This window comes from Pelagibacterium xiamenense (assembly GCF_021166475.1).
In the GTDB taxonomy this organism is placed as follows: domain Bacteria; phylum Pseudomonadota; class Alphaproteobacteria; order Rhizobiales; family Devosiaceae; genus Pelagibacterium; species Pelagibacterium xiamenense.
In genome coordinates this window covers 363,723-382,678 of record NZ_JAJOYS010000002.1, presented here as the reverse complement: position 1 = coordinate 382,678, position 18,956 = coordinate 363,723, and the positions used below count along the sequence as shown (strand labels likewise).

20 protein-coding genes and 1 riboswitch are annotated in these 18,956 nt (G+C 62.2%); of the genes, 11 read left to right on the top strand and 9 right to left on the bottom strand.

Annotation, left to right across the window (positions count from 1 at the left end; all coding sequences use genetic code 11):
- Nucleotides 1-71 precede the first annotated feature (71 nt).
- Entirely contained in the window at nucleotides 72-1,325 is a 1,254-nt protein-coding gene (locus LSG43_RS09795; protein ID WP_231803582.1) for an ROK family transcriptional regulator, read from the top strand.
- Here the strand turns inward: LSG43_RS09795 and LSG43_RS09790 are convergent.
- From LSG43_RS09790 to LSG43_RS09770, 5 genes are all read right to left on the bottom strand, one after another.
- On the bottom strand, nucleotides 1,322-1,951 hold the full coding sequence (locus tag LSG43_RS09790) for a nucleoside triphosphate hydrolase (RefSeq protein ID WP_231803580.1): 630 nt from the start codon (nucleotides 1,949-1,951) through the stop codon (nucleotides 1,322-1,324). The genes LSG43_RS09795 and LSG43_RS09790 overlap by 4 nt on opposite strands.
- 83 nt (nucleotides 1,952-2,034) lie before the next feature.
- On the bottom strand, nucleotides 2,035-3,027 hold the full coding sequence (locus LSG43_RS09785) for an ABC transporter substrate-binding protein (protein ID WP_231803578.1): 993 nt from the start codon (nucleotides 3,025-3,027) through the stop codon (nucleotides 2,035-2,037).
- A gap of 11 nt (nucleotides 3,028-3,038) precedes the next feature.
- The gene (locus LSG43_RS09780) at nucleotides 3,039-3,794 is read right to left on the bottom strand and encodes an ABC transporter ATP-binding protein (RefSeq protein ID WP_231803576.1); all 756 of its coding nucleotides are present in this window, start codon (nucleotides 3,792-3,794) and stop codon (nucleotides 3,039-3,041) included.
- Nucleotides 3,791-4,594 (bottom strand): ABC transporter permease, encoded by an 804-nt coding sequence (locus LSG43_RS09775; RefSeq protein ID WP_231803574.1) that lies wholly within the window; start codon nucleotides 4,592-4,594, stop codon nucleotides 3,791-3,793. The genes LSG43_RS09780 and LSG43_RS09775 overlap by 4 nt, the downstream gene beginning before the upstream one ends.
- 22 nt (nucleotides 4,595-4,616) lie before the next feature.
- The gene (locus LSG43_RS09770; protein ID WP_231803572.1) at nucleotides 4,617-5,228 is read right to left on the bottom strand and encodes a YkoF family thiamine/hydroxymethylpyrimidine-binding protein; all 612 of its coding nucleotides are present in this window, start codon (nucleotides 5,226-5,228) and stop codon (nucleotides 4,617-4,619) included.
- Nucleotides 5,220-5,331: riboswitch (TPP riboswitch) on the bottom strand. Its footprint overlaps the gene before it by 9 nt.
- A 127-nt stretch (nucleotides 5,332-5,458) precedes the next feature.
- On the opposite strand from LSG43_RS09770, the gene LSG43_RS09765 reads away from it, so the two are divergent.
- Entirely contained in the window at nucleotides 5,459-6,214 is a 756-nt protein-coding gene (locus LSG43_RS09765; protein WP_231803570.1) for an endonuclease/exonuclease/phosphatase family protein, read from the top strand.
- Here LSG43_RS09765 and LSG43_RS09760 read toward each other — a convergent pair.
- A complete protein-coding gene (locus tag LSG43_RS09760; RefSeq protein WP_231803568.1) occupies nucleotides 6,204-6,737 on the bottom strand; it encodes a TlpA family protein disulfide reductase in 534 nt (177 codons plus the stop codon). The two genes, LSG43_RS09765 and LSG43_RS09760, sit on opposite strands and share 11 nt — an antisense overlap.
- A 107-nt stretch (nucleotides 6,738-6,844) precedes the next feature.
- On the opposite strand from LSG43_RS09760, the gene LSG43_RS09755 reads away from it, so the two are divergent.
- The 3 genes from LSG43_RS09755 (at nucleotide 6,845) to LSG43_RS09745 (ending at nucleotide 10,847) form a co-directional block, all read left to right on the top strand.
- Nucleotides 6,845-8,653, top strand: a complete 1,809-nt coding sequence (locus LSG43_RS09755; protein WP_231803566.1) for an ABC-F family ATP-binding cassette domain-containing protein — start codon at nucleotides 6,845-6,847, stop codon at nucleotides 8,651-8,653.
- A 279-nt stretch (nucleotides 8,654-8,932) separates the two neighbouring features.
- The gene (locus LSG43_RS09750; RefSeq protein WP_231803564.1) at nucleotides 8,933-9,601 is read left to right on the top strand and encodes a L,D-transpeptidase; all 669 of its coding nucleotides are present in this window, start codon (nucleotides 8,933-8,935) and stop codon (nucleotides 9,599-9,601) included.
- 67 nt (nucleotides 9,602-9,668) lie between these two features.
- On the top strand, nucleotides 9,669-10,847 hold the full coding sequence (locus LSG43_RS09745; protein ID WP_231803562.1) for a BaiN/RdsA family NAD(P)/FAD-dependent oxidoreductase: 1,179 nt from the start codon (nucleotides 9,669-9,671) through the stop codon (nucleotides 10,845-10,847).
- A 1-nt stretch (nucleotide 10,848) separates the two neighbouring features.
- Here LSG43_RS09745 and LSG43_RS09740 read toward each other — a convergent pair whose 3' ends face one another.
- Complete coding sequence (locus LSG43_RS09740; protein WP_231803560.1) at nucleotides 10,849-11,310, bottom strand: DUF805 domain-containing protein; 462 nt, start codon at nucleotides 11,308-11,310, stop codon at nucleotides 10,849-10,851.
- 578 nt (nucleotides 11,311-11,888) lie between these two features.
- Here LSG43_RS09740 and LSG43_RS09735 point away from each other — a divergent pair.
- Together LSG43_RS09735 and LSG43_RS09730 are read left to right on the top strand one after the other, a co-directional pair.
- Nucleotides 11,889-12,587 carry a PRC-barrel domain-containing protein gene (locus LSG43_RS09735; RefSeq protein WP_231803558.1) on the top strand — a complete coding sequence of 233 codons (699 nt, stop codon included), beginning with the start codon at nucleotides 11,889-11,891 and terminating at the stop codon, nucleotides 12,585-12,587.
- A 135-nt stretch (nucleotides 12,588-12,722) separates the two neighbouring features.
- A complete protein-coding gene (locus tag LSG43_RS09730) occupies nucleotides 12,723-12,938 on the top strand; it encodes a hypothetical protein (protein ID WP_231803556.1) in 216 nt (71 codons plus the stop codon).
- 29 nt (nucleotides 12,939-12,967) lie between these two features.
- Here LSG43_RS09730 and LSG43_RS09725 read toward each other — a convergent pair whose 3' ends face one another.
- Together LSG43_RS09725 and LSG43_RS09720 are read right to left on the bottom strand one after the other, a co-directional pair.
- Entirely contained in the window at nucleotides 12,968-13,519 is a 552-nt protein-coding gene (locus LSG43_RS09725) for a sigma-70 family RNA polymerase sigma factor (RefSeq protein WP_231803554.1), read from the bottom strand.
- Nucleotides 13,520-13,529: 10 nt separating this feature from the next.
- Nucleotides 13,530-13,880, bottom strand: coding sequence for a NepR family anti-sigma factor (locus tag LSG43_RS09720; RefSeq protein WP_231803552.1), 351 nt, complete (start codon nucleotides 13,878-13,880; stop codon nucleotides 13,530-13,532).
- Between the two features lie 16 nt (nucleotides 13,881-13,896).
- On the opposite strand from LSG43_RS09720, the gene LSG43_RS09715 reads away from it, so the two are divergent.
- From LSG43_RS09715 to LSG43_RS09700, 4 genes are all read left to right on the top strand, one after another.
- A complete protein-coding gene (locus LSG43_RS09715; protein WP_231803550.1) occupies nucleotides 13,897-14,694 on the top strand; it encodes a response regulator in 798 nt (265 codons plus the stop codon).
- An 88-nt stretch (nucleotides 14,695-14,782) separates the two neighbouring features.
- Nucleotides 14,783-14,947, top strand: a complete 165-nt coding sequence (locus LSG43_RS09710) for a DUF1328 domain-containing protein (RefSeq protein ID WP_231803548.1) — start codon at nucleotides 14,783-14,785, stop codon at nucleotides 14,945-14,947.
- A gap of 175 nt (nucleotides 14,948-15,122) precedes the next feature.
- On the top strand, nucleotides 15,123-16,055 hold the full coding sequence (locus tag LSG43_RS09705) for a sensor histidine kinase (protein ID WP_231803546.1): 933 nt from the start codon (nucleotides 15,123-15,125) through the stop codon (nucleotides 16,053-16,055).
- 390 nt (nucleotides 16,056-16,445) lie between these two features.
- Entirely contained in the window at nucleotides 16,446-18,905 is a 2,460-nt protein-coding gene (locus tag LSG43_RS09700; RefSeq protein ID WP_231803544.1) for a glycogen/starch/alpha-glucan phosphorylase, read from the top strand.
- Nucleotides 18,906-18,956: the final 51 nt, after the last annotated feature.

The following is an 18,956-nucleotide window of genomic DNA, read 5'->3' as shown; positions in this document are numbered from 1 at the left end:
CGCAACGCTTCCATCCGGAGTAACTATTCGTTTACAAGAGCGGCAGGGCACGATTGGGATTGGAAACGAGCATGGCATTGACCGGGAACGGCGGCGCGCGTGGAGATGAGCCCGCCCGGTCCACGAACGGCTACACGGGGCTCAGCCGGGGGACGAACCAGGCAGGCGTGCGGCTTTACAACGAACGGCTGGTGCTTTCGCTGATCCGGCGCAACGGCGCGCTGCCCAAGGCGGAGATCGCCCGGCAGACCGGGCTTTCGCCCCAGACCATTACAATCATCGTCAATCAGCTCGAGGGGGACGGGCTGCTCCAGCGAGAGGCGCCGCAGCGCGGGCGCGTCGGCCAGCCTTCCGTACCCTATTCGCTTTCGCCAGAGGGAGCGCTTTCGTTCGGGCTAAAGATCGGGCGGCGGAGCGTCGATCTGATAATGATGGATCTCGTCGGGCGGGTGCGCGGCAAGCTGCACAGGACATATCGCTATCCCGATCCGGCCGAGATCCTGGCATTTCTCGAAACCGGGCTTGCCGAGTTGACGGCGGCGCTCACCGAAGGGCAGAGGCAGAGAATTGCGGGTATCGGTATCGCATCGCCGTTCGAGCTCTGGAATTGGGAGCATCAGATGGGAGCGCCCCGGGCGGTGCTCGATGCCTGGCGCAGCACCGACATTCAGGCCGAAGTGGCGCGCCGGACGGCGTGGCCTGTCTATTTCTACAATGATGCGACGTCGGCCTGCGCGGCGGAGCTGATGCTTGGCAACTCCCACCACTATCTCGACTTTCTCTATATCTTCGTCGGCTCGTTTCTTGGCGGCGGCGTCGTGCTCAACGGCAGCCTTTTTCCAGGGCGCACCGGATATGCCGGTGCCATCGCTCCGATGCCCGTTGGACGGGGTGGGGCCAAGCGCGGCTATGAGCAGATTCTCAAACACGCGTCGCTATACGTGCTGGCGGAACGGATGGAGAAGGCCGGCCAGAACCCGGAAACCTTGTGGCGCGAGCCTGACAATTGGGAGGCGATCGGCCCGTTGCTCGACGAGTGGATCGCGGAGCTATGTCATAGCCTTGCCGTTGTCATTCTTTCGGCCACGTCGATCATCGACTTCGAGGCGGTGATCGTCGATGGCGGGTTTCCGCCCGACATCAGGGCGCGGATCGTCGCGGGAGTGGCGGCAGAGCTTGAAGGGTTCGACCGGCAAGGGCTCGTTCCGGTGCACCTTGCGGAGGGGCAGTTCGGATCGGATGCACGGGCCATGGGCGGCGCGTGCCTACCGCTGCTTGCGAGCTTTACACTCGATCGCGAAGTGTTGTTCAAGGACGTACGCTAGTTATCGAGCTCGACGTCCGCTTTGACGCTTTCGTTGAGCACGAGGCGCGCGTTGGGGAGGTCATTGCCCTCCACCTTGGCGCTTATGGCCTCGGTGGTGAGGCCGTAGCCCTTCCAGCGCCGGACGAGCCGGTGCTGGAGCGTCAGCTCGTCGGTCCTGATCAGCACCTTCACATCGAAAAGGTCGTGCAGATCGCGCCATCCCGGGCGGTCGAGCAGCAGGTAGTTGCCTTCGACGAGGACGATGCGGCACGTGCTGGGGACGGAGGCGCCGGCCGCGCGGGAGAGCTCCATCTCGCGGTCGAAGACGGGGATGAAGACGTCGTCTTCCGTGTCGGACCTCAGACGCGTGAGCAGGTGGAAAAGACCGGCCCGGTCGAAGGTTTCAGGCGCGCCTTTGCGCGGCATCAGGCCCTTCTCCGCCAGCACGGCGTTGTCGAGGTGAAAGCCGTCCATGGGGACGATTTGCGCGACGCCCGGCGTCTGTGCATTGAGCGCATCACGCAGCTGTTCCACGAGCGTCGATTTGCCGACGCCTGGAGGTCCGGCCAGAGCGACGAGCGTGCGCGGCCCGGTCGGTCGGGCGAGCAGGCTATCGACCAACGATGCAATTTGATCCTTGCCCATGGCACCTCGCGAATCGAGGTCCCGGCGGTTGCGCCGGGACCTTTGCCAAGTGCCATTCCTGGTGGCGAAAGTACAGTCTTTCGTCAGTCGAGATAGGCGTTGGTGTAATAGGTCGAGAAGTCGGGCATCGCGTCCAGCGGGTTTCCATCTCCATTGCGCAGGAGACCGGCCTCGAACATGAAGCGGCCCATGTCGTCCATCATCTTGGGGTTCATCACGCCTACGGTGCCGTCTTCGGTCGAAAGGTAATTCTCGTTGGCGAGAACGTCCATCGAGGCGTGGACCAGATCCGTGTTGGTGAGCGTTGCGGCGTTGGCGGCGATGAGGATTTCGGCCGCGTCCTCCGGATTTTCCGCAGAATAGGCATAGCCTTGCTGCGTGGCCTGAAGGAACGCCTCAGCCGTTTCCGGGTTGGCTTCGAGCCAGGCCTCGCTTGCCGCCAGGAGCGTCGTGTGCTCCTCGGGCACGCCGTAGTCCGCATAGGCGAACGCGCGCTGCGCGCGACCTTCGATTTCGGCCTGGACGCCCTCCCAGGTGTAGACTTCGAGCGTGAAATCGATGGCGCCGTTCGCGAGCGCCTCATAAGCCGAGGTGCCCAGGGTTACCATTTCGAAGTCGCCCTCGCCGCCGCCATTGCGGACGATCGTTTCGATCAGCGTCCCCTCCCAGGCCGTTCCGAAGCCGCCATAGGTCAGCCCGTCGAGGTCGGCCGGGGTCTGGATGTCGTCGCGGCCGGCATCGAAAACCAGACGTCCGGTCTCTTTCTGGACGACGGCGAAGACACCCAGAATGTCCGAACCGGCGGCGCGCTGGTTGTAGACCGTCAGAGTGCTGGTAATGCCGAAATCGGCGATGCCGTTGGCGATCAGCGTACCGGCGCTGGTGTCCGAATAGGGGAGAATCTCGACGTCGAGGCCCGCGTCCTCGTAGTAGCCAAGCTCCCGGGCAACATAGAGCCCGACGTGGTTGGTGTTGGGCGTCCAGTCGAGAGCGACCGTGACGGGGGTTTGCGCCTGGGCGGGAAGGGCCAGAGCTGCGGCGGCGATCAGGGGCAGGGCTCGGGTTGCTGGCTGCATCGTTGTCTCCTTTACGGTGTCGTGTGCTTGAGTAGAAAGTCGAGAATGTCGGCCTCGATAGCCTGGGCTCTGCGCGCGGTTGCGGGGTCGGCGGTCCGCGGACGCGGGAGAGCGACGGGGATTTCCCTCAAGACACGGCCCGGGCGCGCGGAAAGCACATAGATGCGGTCCGAGAGGTGGACGGCTTCGCGGACGTCGTGGGTGATCAGCATCGCCGTCCAGCTATGGTGCGCCCAGAGCGTTTCGAGCCACGCCTGCATCCGCGTGCGGGTGAGCGCGTCCAGCGCGCCGAAGGGTTCATCGAGCAGCAGCATGGGGCGGTCCTGGACGACCGTGCGCAGGAGCGCGGCGCGCTGGCGCATGCCGCCCGAGAGCTGGCTTGGATAGTGCCGCTCGAAACCCTCGAGACCGAATTCGGGCAGAAGCGGGCGGACCTTTTCGCGGGCCGCCTTGCGGGGCATGCCCTGGACTTCGAGGCCGAGCGTGAGATTGTCGATGATCCTGCGCCAGGGCATCAGCGCATCGCGCTGGGGCATGTAGGCGAAAGCGTTGGTCTTGCGCTCGAGCGGCGCGCAGCGAAAGGTGATGGCGCCCGAGGTTGGCCGGTGCTCGCCCAGGAGCAGTTGGAAGAGGGTCGACTTGCCCGCGCCCGAGGGGCCGAGGATCGTGACGAATTCGCCCTCGGCAACGCGCAGGGAGATATCGTTGAGCACTTGGAGCGCATCGAAACGCATGCCAACCGAATCGATGGAGAGCAGGGGCTTCATCGGCGCGATGCCTTCCCGGCGTGGCGCCAGGGCGTTGCGGCGTATTCGATCGCTGCGGCGACCGCAAAAAGGCAGAGCGTCAGTGCCGAACTGACGAGCACTGCGGCAAGGACGAGATCGGGACGGAAGCTGTTTTTCGCGTTGAGGATGTAGATGCCGAGCCCGCGTGCCGCGCCGGAATATTCAGCAAAGATCGCGGCGACGACGGCGTAGGTGATGGCGATCCGCAGTCCGGCGAAGAAATAGGGCAGGGCCGAGGGCAGGCGCGCGGTGAGAAAGACACGGGCCGCGTTTGCCCCCATGGCGCGCAGAAGCGTTTCGAGTTCCTTCTCGGTGGCCGCGTAGCCCTGAACGAGGGCCACGAGGATCGGAAAAAAGGTGACGAGCGCCACGAGCCCTATCTTGGGCATGAGCCCGAAGCCGAACCACAGGACCACCAGCGGCGCGATGGCGACCATGGGCAGCGTCTGGCTGATGATGAACACGGGAAAGAGCGCCCGGCGCATGAAGGGTATGAAGTCGATCAGAACCGAAAAGACGAAGGCGCTCGAAAGCGACAAGGCGAAGCCGAAGAGGGTAGCCTGGAGTGTGGGAACCGTGTTTTGCCAAAGCGCTTCACGCTGTGCGAAGCCCTGGATCACAACACGGCTGGGGGCCGGGAGCGTCCCCGGGGCGACGCCTGAGAGGTGAACGTAGGCTTCCCACGCAAGGATCAACCCGCCGACTGCGAGGAACGCAGGCAGAGCATGGATCGCAAGATGTGTGGCGCGCGCCAGGGGCGCCGCTGACCGGGCGGACATGATCGGAGGTTCCGGCTCGGGGCTAGGCGGTTTTGCTGGGGCTGTTGGCCGAGATCGTCACGTCGAGCGTGACGTGACCTTCGGATGGTCCGAAGCGCAGGAAGACCTCGCTCAGGCCCTCGAAGACCGCGCCGGCGTCACCCTCGACCTTGGTGACGAAGTGTTTCGGCTTTTCGAGGATTCCGGCGTTCTCCAACAGCTCGATGCATCCATAAACCTCGGGCATGTGGGTGTCCGAGCCGAGCACATAGAGGGCAAACTGACCGTTGACCGGTTGGCCGGTCCGGGGCGCGTCGGCCACCTTTTTTGTCGCCGAGGCGATGCGATCCTTAAGGTCTGCAACGGCGCCGACTGTCTCCTCGGTGTCGCAGATCGACTGGTCTTCTCCGCCGGGGCAGCCGCGCGAGACCGTTGCGGATAAGACGCAATGGACGCCGGAACTGGCGGCTGCCACGAAGATATCGCGCATGGCGGGGAAGAGCGTCTCGGGCGGGCCGACGAGCAGGGTGGAAACGTCGTCGGTCTCGATCTTCAAACGCTCGCGGTGGGGATCGAGCGCGCCGAGCGCGTTAGTGATGACGCCGACGAAATCGCCGGACATTGGGTATAGGGAAAACTGGACGCCAGAATACATGGTCCCTCTCGCTCCGCTGGTATTATCCAGATCAGCTTTAGGGTCCGCAGACTTGTCGCCTGCATCTCAGCCCCGGCAATACGGAGCACCCCTGTGGATGGCGGGAGGGGTAGCAGAACTTTAGAGGATGGGAAAGGGGGTAATTCGCGTCGATCGATTTCGAAGATTTGAGCAACCGGAAACGGCACGGCTTCATTGACCTGCCATGATGCGCGGACAATGATATCGGCATGATCAGCGTCGCTTCGTACAATATCCGCAAAAGTGTCGGGCTGGACTGGCGGCGCGACCCGCAGCGCATACTTGAGATCATCACCGAAATTGACGCGGATATCGTCGCGGTCCAGGAGGTGGACCGGCGGTTTGGAAGCCGGGAAACGTCTCTTTCGCCGGAGATGATCCGGCAAACGACGGACTATGAGCCGATATCGTTCGGCGTGCGCCAGCAGAGCCTCGGCTGGCACGGCAACACGATCCTCGTGCGGCGGGGGATCGAGGTTCTGGACCAATCGACGCTTACCTTGCCGGCGCTCGAGCCGCGCGGCGCGGTTCTGGCGGATTTGAGGGTCGGGACGGTCAAGTTGCGGGTAATCGGGTTGCATCTGGGGCTCGTCGATCTGTGGCGCAGGCGGCAGGCGCAGTCGGTGCTTCACCAGCTCGACGTGCTCGATGAGAGCCTGCCGACGGTGATCATGGGCGATCTCAACGAATGGACGACAGAGGGCGGGTGCCTCGCGCATTTTGCCGAGGACCACAACATCATCGCGCCCGGACCGAGCTTTCATGCTTCCCGGCCCGTGGTCGCGTTCGACAGGATCATCACGACCACGGATATCGATGTCGAGGACGCCGGGGTGCACATGTCGGAGCTGGCGCGCAGGGGGTCCGATCACCTGCCGATCTGGGCAAGGCTGACGGTGGGCGCGCATGGCCGTCCCGAGCGTGAGCACTCGGCGGCCGAAGGTGCTGCGGAGCCTACCGGGTAGGCGCTACGTGAGCGCGCAACTGCGCCGAGACCCCGGAGTCGGCCCATTGGAGAGGGCCAGGGAAGCGTTCGGCGATCCTGCCATCGGCGTTGAGCGTCAGCGTATATGGATAGCCGAACAGGCCAAGTGTCGCGCCGGGATTGCCGTTGGTGACGAGAATCGTTTCGAGGCCGATGCCGAGGTCGTCTTCGAGAAACGCAGCGACCTGGTAGAATGCCAGCTTGTCGACGGATACGACGACGAAACGGTTTGAGAGCCCCTCCCGCTCCAGCACCTGGTGGAAGGCGTCGATCTGCGGCAGTTCTTCGCGGCAAGGGATACACCATGTGGCCCAGAAGTGCACGATGGCGGGAGCGTCCGGGATGCGTTCGGCGAGGCTTGTCTGGCGGCCGGCAGCATCAATCACGGTGAGCGCGCCAAGGTCAGCGCGATCCTGCGCTATAGCGAGGCCAGGCAACAGCGTCGCACCGAGCGCGATGTACGCCGCCAGAAGATTGCCGATCGTCGCGTACCTTCGGCACATTTCGCAATCGCTCTTGTGTTCCCGCCGCCAGCGTCATATCTCGCGGGTCGATATGTCACCTTCATGACCGGCCCTATCGCGCCGGACCGGAAACGCCCGCAATCATCATGGCTCCACCGCTTCTCGCCCTGCAATCGATCCGCCTCGTACTCGGCAGCACCGAATTGCTCACGAGCGCCGACCTTTCCGTGTTGCCGGGCGACAAGATCGCGCTCGTGGGGCGGAACGGGTCGGGCAAGTCGACGCTCTTGAAGATCGCGGCGGGTGAGATCGAGCCTGATGGCGGCGAGCGCTTCGTGCAGCCGGGCGCGACCGTCCGCTATCTGGCGCAGGAGCCGGACCTTTCGGGCTATGAAACAACGCTCGCCTATGTCGAAGACGGGCTCGAGGGCGCGGACAACCCGTTCCGCGCGCAATACCTCCTCGAGCAGCTGGGGCTGACGGGCACGGAACATCCCAAGGCGCTTTCGGGCGGTGAGGCGCGGCGGGCGGCGCTGGCGCGTGTGCTGGCGCCGGAGCCGGACATCCTGCTGCTCGACGAGCCGACCAATCACCTCGACCTGCCGGTGATCGAATGGCTCGAAAGCGAGCTCAAATCGATGAAATCGGCGCTGGTGCTCATCAGCCATGACCGGCGGTTCTTGTCCGACCTTACGCGGGTCACGGTCTGGATCGACCGCGGTGAGACGCGGCGGATCGATCAGGGCTTTGCCGGTTTCGAGGCGTGGCGCGACGACTTCCTCGAGCAGGAGGAAAAAGAACAGCACAAGCTCGCCCGCAAGATCGTCGCCGAGGAACATTGGGTGCGCTATGGCGTCACCGCACGGCGTAAACGCAATGTCCGGCGCATGAACGAGCTGTCCGATTTGCGCAAGAAGGTTCGGGACTATCGCGGGCCGCAGGGCAATGTGAGGATGACTGTCGCGGAGGGCGAGCAATCCGGCGCGATGGTGGTCGAGGCCGAGGATGTCTGGAAATCCTTTGGGGAACGCGCGGTTGTGGCGAATTTCTCGACGCGTATCCTTCGCGGTGCGCGGGTCGGCATCGTCGGGCCGAACGGGGCAGGGAAGACGACGCTCATCCGTATGCTGACCGGAGAACTTTCGCCCGATAGCGGCACCGTGCGGTTGGGTACACGGCTCGAACTGGCGGTGCTCGACCAGCGCCGGGCCTCGCTCGACCCGGATATGGCGCTCAAGGACGTCCTGACAGGCGGAGGCAGCGATACGCTCACCATCAATGGGCAGAGCAAGCACGTCATCGGTTATATGAAGGAATTCCTCTTCACGCCCGAGCAGGCGCGCACAGCCGTGGGCAAGCTCTCGGGCGGCGAACGCAACAGGGTGACGCTGGCGCGGGCGCTCGCGCTGCCGTCCAATGTGCTGGTGCTCGACGAGCCGACCAACGACCTCGATCTCGAAACGCTCGACCTGCTCGAAGAGATGATCGCGGATTACAAGGGTACGGTCATCGTCGTGAGCCACGACCGCGACTTTCTCGACAAGGTCGCGTCTTCGGTGATCGTTGCTGAAGGTGACGGGCGCTGGGCGGAATATGCGGGCGGGTACTCGGACATGGTTGCCCAGCGCGGGGAAGGCGTCAGGGCGCGGACTGTCGAGAAGCCGCAAAGCGCGCCTGCCCCGAAACAGCCCTCAAAGCCGGCACCGGTGCAGCCCAAGCGCAAGCTCAGCTTCAAGGACAAACATGCGCTTGAAACGCTGCCCAAGGAGATGGATGCGCTCAAGGCCGAAATGGATGGGCTGCAAAAGACGCTCGACGATCCGGCGCTCTATAACCGGGACCCGGCGCTCTTTGAAAAGACGACGGCGGCCTTCGTTGCGGCGCAGGACAAGCTTGCCGAATATGAAGACCGGTGGCTCGAACTCGAATTGCTGCGCGAGGAGATCGAGGGCTGACCGGTCACATGTTTGCGAGCCAAGTCCAGGTTTCCAAAAAATAAACCATTTCGGGACCAGTGTTCCGACGACGCGTGCCAGTGGTCTAAGTCGTTGGCTGTGCGTCGTAATTTTGGGCAATTACCATGGGATATCGTGCTGTGACGCGGGACGGTTGCTGACGATGACCGGGTTTGTTCACGCATGCCGGCTGGAACCGTGAGCCATAATTCTGCCTTGTCTGTCCGTGCCTTGTCGCGGTCCTCCCTCCGCGGCGTTCAGCAAAAAACAGTTGAAGTGATGACGAAAGCCAAAACGATACTTCGCCGGGATTTCCTTTTGGGCGCCGGCAGCCTCTCCGCGCTCACGCTGGCGGGGTGCACGACGACCGCGCCGACCCAACCCAATCCCAGCCTGCCGCAGTTCGATCCGTTCTATGTCGATATGTACGGCCCGATCTACAGCGAGCCCTATCCGATACCGGCGGTGGATCTGCGCTATGTGGATCCGGCCTACTACCGTCGCGTCGTCGACTATCCGACGACGGAGCGGCCGGGGACGATCGTGGTCGATACGGCTCAGCGCTATCTCTATCTCGTTCGCGATGGCGGACAGGCCATGCGCTATGGCGTGGGGATCGGGCGTGAAGGGTTCTCATGGTCGGGCGGCGGCTATATCAATCACAAGAAACGGTGGCCGACCTGGACGCCGCCGTCGGAAATGATCGCCCGAGAGCCCGAGCTCGAAAAATGGCGCAACGGCCAGCCGCCGGGAATCGATAATCCGCTCGGTGCGCGCGCGCTTTACATTTTCGAGGACGGTCGGGACACGCTCTACAGGCTGCATGGAACCCCCGAGCCCTGGACAATCGGCAAGGCGGTTTCTTCGGGTTGTGTGCGGCTCATGAACCAGGACGTCATCGATCTTTATGATCGCGTCGCGCCGGGATCACCCATTCGCGTGATCTGACATTTCGCCGTCAAACGTGTAGAAGGCGCTGCGGGTGCCGCCTGGCAGGCCTTTTCGTGGGGAGACGATGCGGGAATTCGACGTTGTGGTGATCGGCGCCGGGGCGGCGGGGATGATGTGCGCAGCGGTCGCCGGGCAACGCGGCCGCAGCGTGCTGGTGACCGATCATGCCGACGCGCCGGGGAAGAAGATCCGGATTTCCGGCGGCGGACGGTGCAATTTCACGAATATCCACACGACGCCCGACCGGTTTCTGTCAGCCAATCCGCGCTTTGCGATTTCCGCGCTCAAGCGATACACGGCGACCGATTTTATCGCTTTGGTGGAACGGTATGGCATTGCCTACCACGAAAAAACGCTCGGGCAGCTGTTTTGCGACGGCTCGTCGCAACAGATCATCGACATGCTGCGCAACGAGATGGAGGCGGGCGGGGCCGTTCTGGAACTCGAGACGCAAGCGATTTCGGTCGCACGCGAGGAGGGCGGGTTTCTTGTCGCATTGAGCACCGGTCCTGTGCGCTGCGCTTCGCTGGTCGTCGCTACCGGCGGCAAGTCGATCCCGAAAATGGGAGCGACGGGCTTCGCCTATCAGGTTGCCGAGCAATTCGGCGTGCCTGTTGTCGAGACTCGTCCCGCGCTCGTTCCCATGACATTCGAAGCCGGACTGCTCGAAACCATCAAGCCGCTTGCAGGTATTGGCCTCGACGTGCGTGTCGCCCGCGGCAAGACCCGGTTCGACGAGGCGATGCTATTTACGCATCGCGGGCTGAGCGGTCCTGCCATCCTGCAGATATCGTCCTATTGGCGGGAGGGGGACGAGATGGCTATCGATATGGCACCGGGCAGGAACATGGCCGATTGGCTGCAGGCGGCGCGCGGATCGCGCGGCAAGCAATCGGTCTTGAACGCGCTGGCCGAAATCCTGCCGCGGCGCGTGGCGCAGAAGATTGTCGATGACTGCGGAATTTGCGGCAATCTGGCCGATCTCTCCAAGACGCAGTCGGCACGGCTTGTCGCTGCGGTCGCGGACTGGCGCGTCAAGCCGGTCGGGTCTGAGGGCTACAGGACCGCCGAAGTCACTCTCGGCGGCATCGATACGAACGCCCTCGATGCCAAGACCATGGGGGTCAAAGCTGTGCCAGGGCTCTATTTCGTCGGTGAGGCCGTTGACGTTACCGGCTGGCTCGGCGGCTACAATTTCCAGTGGGCCTGGGCGTCGGCGTGGAGCGCGGCCCAGGCCGTCTAGGCTATTGCTGCAGCGGATCGGGGCCGTAATGGTTGGTTCCGGTCGTGCCCTTCAGAAAGCCAAGCTCGATCAGTGCCCAGATGCCTACGATGGCGGCAAGGGCGAGGACGATGGCTCCAAGGGCATTCGGCATTACGACCGACATGCCGTTCGAGGTCTGTGCCGAAAACCCGATGCCGAACACTTGCATTACCTGAACCAGTATGCCGGGACCGAAGAATATATAGGCCCAGGGCGTCGCCGATTTGTTGCGGTCGTGCAGTCGTTTGATGCCGATGGCGAGGCCAGGATAGAGCAACACGAGGCTTAGAATCGAAGAGAGCAGCACGAGCAGCCCTGTATTGCTGCCTGCAATCATCGTGAAGACGATACCGCCCAGGATGCTCACGGCGATAATCGCAATAACGCCCAGCCAGAACCGCTGGCGGTTGATACGCCCTTCGAATGTGGTGAAAAGTGCCATAAGCCAGATCCCCCCAAATGCATCTGCCGACGCCCCGCTCCCCCTGGGGGCGCCCTCGCGCCGGAGCCTAGCGGGTCTTGCGAGTCGAGGCAAACCGTCCGTATCACCCGCGGTACGGGGCGGAATGGTCGGCATATGGGGTGCTTGCGAGCCTTGCGTCCGCGTGAGAATGGCGCATCGGCAGGGATGCAAGCGTGAACGCGAGGACGCCGACGACCACGATGGAAATCCATCCGATGACGAAGCCTCTGCGGGAGTGGGTTCTTATGGGGGCGTTTGCCAATTCAGCCTCGCTTTGGGTGTGGAGCTCGGCAGAAATGGCGTGAAATTGTGCAGGGGGCTGGGCGTCTGTGTGCCGAACCCAGGGCATTTTCGCCTTTGTTGAGCCACAAATTCTGCAAGCTCAACCCGTTTCCAACGCGCATGCCTTCTGCGGGGTTCCCAGGGCTCAGAAAGAGGAGAATTTCGGCCGTTCTTGCGGAACTGGTGCAGAGATCCGCCGTTGGTTAGGGACACCGGTCATGCACTCGCGCAAGGCGTGAAACGGGACCGGAGGAAACGACTAAAGGAGAATAAAGATGTACAGCAAGCTTCTTGCTTCTACCGCTCTCGCCCTTGCCATGGCTGGCAGCACCTTTGCCCAGGACGCCGTGGCTCCGGCTCCCGCCGATCCCGCGGTCCAGCCTCCGGCTGGCGGCGCGGAAATGCCTGCAGAAACTCCGCAGGAGCCGCTTGTTGAGGCGCAGGATGCGGGTATCAACGCCGATGGCTGGCTCGCAACGGAAATCATCGGGGCGGAAATCTTCACCGCCGCCGCTGAAGATGCCGAGGTTATCGGTGAGGTGAACGATTTCGTGCTCGGTCAGAACGGCGAGATCGCGGCGGTTGTCGTCGGCGTCGGCGGCTTCCTCGGTATCGGCCAGAAAAACGTGGCCATCAACTGGTCCGACCTCCAGCTCGGCACCGACCCCAACGGCGAGCAGCGGTTGATTTCCTCCATGACGCGTGAGCAACTGGAAAACGCCCAGGAGTTCAATCGCGAGGAATGGCTGGCCAGCGAGCAGGGTGGTAACGCGGCCGCGCCGGCGGGGGGCGACGTAATGGCTCCGGCTCCCGAAGGTGGTGACGCGATGGCCCCTGCACCCGAAGGTGGCGATGTGATGGCGCCTGAAGGCGGCGACGCAATGGCCCCTGAAGGCGGCGACGCAATGGCCCCTGAAGGCGACGACGCCATGTCGCCCGAGGTTGAGGTCGAAGGCGAGATCGTCCAGCAATAACGCGGCGCATCCGCTGCAATACCGAAGAGGGTCGGCTGCCGCCGGCCCTTTTTGCGCTGGATCAATATTGGCGTCATACGGAACTGATAGGCTCGCGACGACTTTTGGTGGTCAGGTAGAGGAGGCCTGTCAAAAATGACCCAGCATCATAGCACCAGCATTCCGTCTCAAGTCACGCGCGTACGCCGTACTCCCGCAGAGATCGCGCACGATCCCACGCTTTCGAACGCGCGCAAGATCGAGCTCTTGAAAAGCATCAAGGAACACAATGCCGGGGCAAAGGATCCGGCGATCATCCGGGACGCCGATCTCGCCCTTGAAGAGATGCTTCGCTTCAGCCGGCACCAATGAGTGCCAGCCGTGCCGCGGCCCGACCGTAATCAGGCCGCGGGCGAGTTGAGGTTCATCACCCCCACCGCGACGGCGTCCGGACCGTATTCGCCGTCGCCTTCAAGCTTCAGGATTTTCGAGAGTTGGCCGCGGGCGCGGCTGACCCGGCTTTTGATCGTGCCCACGGCACAGCCGCAGATCTCGGCAGCCTCCTCGTAGGAAAAGCCGGAGGCACCCACGAGGATCAGAGCCTCGCGCTGATCGTCAGGCAGCGTGCCGATCGCCTTTTTGAAATCGTCCATGTCGAGGCGTCCGACCTGCTCGGGATGCACCGAGAGCTTTTCGGCCATCGCGCCTTCGGGGTCCGACACCTCGCGCTTGCGCTTGCGCATTTGGCTGTAGAATTCGTTGCGCAGAATGGTGAAGAGCCAACCCTTCAAATTGGTGCCCGGGGTAAAGCTGTCGCGTTTGTCCCAGGCCCGTACGAGGGTTTCCTGCACCAGATCGTCCGCCTTGTCGGCTGTGCCGACCAGGGACATGGCGAAGGCGCGAAGGTTGGGGATGACGGCGAGCAACTCGCCACGGAAATCGTAGCTGGACATGACGGCCCCCTTACTTGGACGCTTTTTCGTCGTCTCCGAGCTTCTTGAGCAGCTCGACGAAACGATCCGGCACGGGTTCGGCTACGACGTCGTCGTAGAACTCCCGCAGCTTGGAGCCGATAAAGGCCTGCGAATCGTCGCCCAGTCGGGGTTTTTCGCGCGCGGACTCTTCGGCCGGCGCGCTTTCCGGCTTTCTGCTCTGGTTGGCTTGAGTCACGTAATTCATCCCATTTACGATATCGTTTCGTGGGGCGGTAACGAGGTCAATAGAAAAAAGTTCCCAGACCGTTGGGAACTTTTGTGTGTCCATATCGTTAATGGTCGACTGTAACCCGTCCAGCGCCAGGCGGGCGATAGGCATACCAGGGAGTTCTTTTATGAATCTTGCAGAAGTGATTGCGCCCCATGTTCCGTATTTGCGCCGGTTTGCGCGCTCATTGACGGGGACACAGGCGGGCGGCGATGCCTATGTCGGTGCCACATTGGAGGCACTGATTGCCGATCGGGCTCTGTTCCCGGAGCATCTCGATCCCAAGGTTGGGCTTTATAAGGTTTTTGCGCAGCTTTGGCAGTCGGTCGATATCAATCTCGCCGACCTTCCCGCACCCATCGATCACTGGGAAGAGCAGGCTCGCCGCAGCCTCACGGCGATCGCGCCGTTGCCGCGCCAGGCGTTCCTGCTTCTTGCCGTCGAGCGATTTTCGCAGGCCGAAGGCGCTGAAATTCTCGGCGTGAGCGAAGAAGAATTCTCGGCTTTGATCGACGAGGCGGCGGTCGAGATGGCCGAACAGGTTGCCACCGATGTCATGATCATCGAGGACGAGCCGCTCATTGCGATGGATATCGAGCAGATGGTGGAAACGCTCGGCCATACCGTGACCGGCGTGGCCCGAACCCATAGCGAGGCGGTCAAACTCTTCAATGAACGGCGGCCGGGGCTGGTCCTCGCTGACATCCAACTCGCCGACGGCAGTTCGGGTATCGATGCGGTCAACGACATTCTCAAGAGTGTCAACGTGCCGGTCATCTTCATCACGGCCTTTCCCGAGCGCCTTCTGACCGGCGAGCGTCCGGAGCCGGCGTTCCTTGTCACCAAGCCCTTTCAGCCGGATATGGTCAAGGCTTTGATTAGCCAAGTACTTTTCTTTTCGGACCAAATCGAACAGGCGGCGTGAACATCAGTTCACAGATAATGGAACCGGCTGGCTGACTGCTCCGTTGTCTTCTTGGAAGTCAACATTAGAAAACAATGGAGGTGCTCCCATGCTCGGTTGGGCTTTGACATTTCTCGTCATCGCAATTATCGCCGGTGTGCTCGGATTTAGCGGTATCGCCGGTGCGGCGTCGACGATTGCGCAAATACTGTTCTTCGTGTTCCTGATCGCGATGGTGATCGGTTTGATTTTTGGTCTGGGGCGGCGGACCTAGGAATGGATGCTGGGGATTAATGCACGCCGAGGTTTGGGACGACGGTTCGCCTGAGGGGCGGTCAAAAGCAAAGTCTGCGAGTCAGAACGAAACAAAGGCTGCGCAGGGCGATACCCGTTCAGACGGAACGGCCGGTGGGAGCGAGCTTGACCGCTCCCGCCGATTTGCTTTTGTGATGCGCGCTTTGGGGCGTACGCCGGTTTCGGTCTTCTACCAGTCCACCGGCCTTATCTATCAGTGGGCCGAGAACCTGCCGCGTGGGCTCGACGATGCGCAGGTCCTGGGCAACAGCGACAGCGACTTCCTGCCGCGGCTCGCTGCGGACCGGCTGACCGCCGCAAAGAACAGGGTGCTCGAAACCGCCGAGCCGCAACGCTTCGAGTTGCCGGTCAATCTCGGTGGCGAGGTGCGCTGGTTCGACGTTTGGGTTGATCCTGACCGCAATGCCGAGGGCGCGGTGATCGGTATCTTCTCTACGCTTATTGAAATGACCGATCAGAAGCGGCGCGAAGTTCAGCTCAAAAGCCTTTTGCGCGAGGTCAGCCATCGCTCCAAGAACCTTCTGGCGATCATCTTGAGCCTTGCGTCGCAGACGGCGCGCAGTTCGACGAGCCTTTCGGGGTTTGTGGCGGCATTCTCGGGGCGCCTGCAGGCGATCGCGCGGGCGCAGGATCTTGTCACGGACCGCGACTGGCACGGGGCCCTGCTCAGCGATCTCGTCGCGCGGCAGGTCGCGCTGTTTCGTGGGGACAAGGCCCTCCCGGTCTCCGTATCGGGGGACGACATCGTCATATCGCCCAACGCGGCGCTTTATGTCGGGCTCGCGATCCACGAGCTTGCGGCCAACGCGGTCAAACACGGGCAACTTGTGTCGGTGAACGGGCACATCGACGTTGAAGCACGGCTTGTCTCCAATGCGGAGGGCGCGCGCAGCCTCAAGCTCGACTGGATTGAAAGCGACGGCAAGGACGGGACCGAACTCGAGCCGCTGACGCTTGCCTTTCTCGAAAATGTGGTGCCGCTGGCAGTAGAGGGTGAGGGAACTGTCGTGCGCAATGAAGGCGCGCTGCGCTACAGTCTCGAGATTGACGGGGGTCATCTCACCTGAATTCAGGCGGACCCAATGTGAAAGGCCGGTCTGCCTTCAGGCAGCCGGCCTTTCTGCTGACGAAGGGTTGGGGGATACGCCTTCGTTCGCTGGATAAATGCAGCCTGGCGCTTTGTGTTCCGCCGCGCGGCAAAAAAAAAGAGGATCACCTGAGTGGCAATCCTCTAGCTAGGGCTTGGGCACGATGAAGATAGGGGCGCCTTCATCGGCTTGAACTAAACGCGGCATCTGGTCGGTTGGTTCCCGAGGAGGCGAAAAAATCCGATTGGCCCATGCCGCCGGCGTCCCGGGCGCTGCGGCTGCGACAAAAGGCGCTGGAAAGTCTTTCATACTCGTGCAAGACTAACCTTCTCTGAGGGGAGGACTAGGTCATGAACCACGGGTTGCGACATGCCGCAAAAGCCTATCGTCTTCGATGCCCCCACACCTCAGCCTCGTGCGCATGACGCGCAAAGCCTCCGGAACGAAATCCTTGAAAAGCTGACCTATTCGGTTGGCAAGGATCCGATCGTCGCGCGCCGTACGGACTGGCTCACCGCCACAATCCTGACCGTGCGCGACCGCATCATCGACCAGTGGATGGAGTCGACCCGCGACACCTGGCGGCACTCGAAGAAGCGCGTCTATTACCTCAGCCTCGAATTCCTGATCGGCCGGCTGATGCGAGATGCGATCTCGAACCTCAATCTGATGGACGAGATGCGCGAGGCCCTCGCTTCGTTCGACGTCGATATCGATGAATTGATCGAACGCGAGCCTGATGCGGCGCTGGGCAATGGCGGCCTTGGCCGGCTTGCTGCGTGTTTTCTCGAATCCATGTCGTCGATCAAGGTGCCGGCCTATGGCTACGGTATCCGCTACGTGCACGGCCTGTTCCGGCAGGAAATGTCCGATGGCTGGCAGGTGGAGCTTCCCGAGGAATGGCTCGCGCACGGCAACCCCTGGGAATTCGAGCGCCGCGAAAGCGCATACGAAATCGGTTTTGGCGGTCACGTTGAGCCGGTTCAGCAGCCCGACGGTTCTGTACGGCAGGTTTGGCATCCAGCCGAGCACGTCCACGCTGTCGCTTATGATACGCCGGTCGTAGGCTGGCGCGGCGCGCGCGTGAATACCTTGCGGCTCTGGAGCGCGCAACCGATCGACCCGATCCTGCTGGACCGCTTCAATTCGGGTGACCACATCGGAGCGCTCGAGGAAAGCGCCAAGGCAGAGGCGATCACACGCGTGCTCTATCCGGCGGACTCCAATCCGGCGGGGCAGGAATTACGGCTGCGACAGGAATTCTTCTTCTCCTCGGCATCGCTGCAGGACATCATTCGCAGGCACTTACAGCAATATGGCGACCTGGGAACCATCCCGGACAAGGTCGCGATACAATTGAACGACACGCATCCGGCGATTTCCATCGCCGAGATGATGCGGCTGCTGATCGACGTCCAGGGATTGGGGTGGAACGAAGCGTGGCGGATAACCAAGGGCACGTTTGCGTATACCAACCATACGCTGTTGCCCGAGGCGCTCGAGACCTGGCCGGTAGCGCTCCTTGAGCGCTTGTTGCCCCGGCAGATGCAGATCGCCTATGCGATCAACGCCATGGTGCTTGAAGAGGCGCGGGAGAAGGGGATTGGCGACGACCGGATCGCGTCCATCTCGCTGATCGACGAGAATGGGGGACGGCGGCTGCGCATGGGGCAGTTGGCCTTTGTCGGTTCTCACTCGATCAATGGCGTCTCTGCGCTTCACACCGAGCTGATGAAAAAGACGGTCTTTGCGAACCTGCACGCGCTCTATCCGGACCGGATCAACAACAAGACCAACGGGGTCACGCCCCGGCGTTGGCTCATGCAGTGCAATCCGGGGCTGACCAAGCTCATCTCGGATCGCATCGGGCCGGACTTCAAGGATGATATCGAGCAGATCATCAAGCTGGACGCCCATGCTGAAGACAAGGGCTTTCAGGAGCAGTTTTCGGCCGTCAAGCGCGCGAACAAGGAGCGATTGGGCGCGGTCATCAAAGACCGCCTGGGGATTTCGGTTTCCCCGGACGCCCTCTTTGACGTCCAGATCAAGCGCATCCACGAGTACAAGCGCCAGCTTCTCAACGTCATGGAGGCTGTCGCCCAGTACAACATGATCCGCGCACATCCGGAAAAGAACTGGGTGCCGCGGGTGAAGATTTTCGCGGGCAAGGCAGCGCCGAGCTACTGGAACGCCAAGCTCATCATCAAGCTCATCAACGACGTCGCCAAGGTGGTCAATCACGACCCGGCCGTGCGCGGACTTTTGAAGATTGTCTATCTGCCCAATTACAATGTGAGCCTTGCGGAAACCATCATACCCGCTGCCGATCTTTCCGAGCAGATTTCAACGGCGGGGATGGAGGCTTCGGGCACAGGGAACATGAAGTTCGCGCTCAACGGAGCGTTGACGATCGGCACCCTCGACGGGGCAAACGTCGAGATGCGCGAGCGGCTTGGCCCGGAGAACATCATCATCTTCGGCATGACCGCGGAGGAGGTGGCCGAGGAGCGTGCACGCAACAGTACGCCGCGCGAGGTCATTGAGACGTGCCAGCGGTTGCGCGAGGTCCTTGAGGCGATTTCGGGTGGCGTCTTTTCGCCTGACGATCGGGGCCGGTATCGCGCGCTCATGGACGGACTTTACGATCACGACTGGTTCATGGTCGCGCGCGATTTCGATGCCTATCTCAAAGCGCAGCGCGACGTGGATGCGATCTGGGAAGACCGCAAGCGATGGAACGCGATGGCAATCCGCAATACTGCGCGGATGGCCTGGTTCTCGTCCGATCGTACGATCAGGGAATACTCGCAAGATATTTGGGGGGCTTAGGAGGAACGGAGGTTGCGGCACAGCGCCGGGCGGTGGGGCAGATTCTCACTC

Coding starts and splice junctions, on each gene's coding strand:
- LSG43_RS09790 (WP_231803580.1), bottom strand. CDS start 1,951: ATGGGCAAGGATCAAATTGCATCGTTGGTCGATAGCCTGCTCGCCCGA.
- LSG43_RS09795 (WP_231803582.1), top strand. CDS start 72: ATGGCATTGACCGGGAACGGCGGCGCGCGTGGAGATGAGCCCGCCCGG.
- LSG43_RS09775 (WP_231803574.1), bottom strand. CDS start 4,594: ATGTCCGCCCGGTCAGCGGCGCCCCTGGCGCGCGCCACACATCTTGCG.
- LSG43_RS09715 (WP_231803550.1), top strand. CDS start 13,897: ATGAATCTTGCAGAAGTGATTGCGCCCCATGTTCCGTATTTGCGCCGG.
- LSG43_RS09740 (WP_231803560.1), bottom strand. CDS start 11,310: ATGGCACTTTTCACCACATTCGAAGGGCGTATCAACCGCCAGCGGTTC.
- LSG43_RS09720 (WP_231803552.1), bottom strand. CDS start 13,880: ATGCCTATCGCCCGCCTGGCGCTGGACGGGTTACAGTCGACCATTAAC.
- LSG43_RS09780 (WP_231803576.1), bottom strand. CDS start 3,794: ATGAAGCCCCTGCTCTCCATCGATTCGGTTGGCATGCGTTTCGATGCG.
- LSG43_RS09700 (WP_231803544.1), top strand. CDS start 16,446: ATGCCGCAAAAGCCTATCGTCTTCGATGCCCCCACACCTCAGCCTCGT.
- LSG43_RS09770 (WP_231803572.1), bottom strand. CDS start 5,228: ATGTATTCTGGCGTCCAGTTTTCCCTATACCCAATGTCCGGCGATTTC.
- LSG43_RS09745 (WP_231803562.1), top strand. CDS start 9,669: ATGCGGGAATTCGACGTTGTGGTGATCGGCGCCGGGGCGGCGGGGATG.
- LSG43_RS09710 (WP_231803548.1), top strand. CDS start 14,783: ATGCTCGGTTGGGCTTTGACATTTCTCGTCATCGCAATTATCGCCGGT.
- LSG43_RS09705 (WP_231803546.1), top strand. CDS start 15,123: ATGCGCGCTTTGGGGCGTACGCCGGTTTCGGTCTTCTACCAGTCCACC.
- LSG43_RS09750 (WP_231803564.1), top strand. CDS start 8,933: ATGACGAAAGCCAAAACGATACTTCGCCGGGATTTCCTTTTGGGCGCC.
- LSG43_RS09755 (WP_231803566.1), top strand. CDS start 6,845: ATGGCTCCACCGCTTCTCGCCCTGCAATCGATCCGCCTCGTACTCGGC.
- LSG43_RS09730 (WP_231803556.1), top strand. CDS start 12,723: ATGACCCAGCATCATAGCACCAGCATTCCGTCTCAAGTCACGCGCGTA.
- LSG43_RS09725 (WP_231803554.1), bottom strand. CDS start 13,519: ATGTCCAGCTACGATTTCCGTGGCGAGTTGCTCGCCGTCATCCCCAAC.
- LSG43_RS09735 (WP_231803558.1), top strand. CDS start 11,889: ATGTACAGCAAGCTTCTTGCTTCTACCGCTCTCGCCCTTGCCATGGCT.
- LSG43_RS09785 (WP_231803578.1), bottom strand. CDS start 3,027: ATGCAGCCAGCAACCCGAGCCCTGCCCCTGATCGCCGCCGCAGCTCTG.
- LSG43_RS09765 (WP_231803570.1), top strand. CDS start 5,459: ATGATCAGCGTCGCTTCGTACAATATCCGCAAAAGTGTCGGGCTGGAC.
- LSG43_RS09760 (WP_231803568.1), bottom strand. CDS start 6,737: ATGTGCCGAAGGTACGCGACGATCGGCAATCTTCTGGCGGCGTACATC.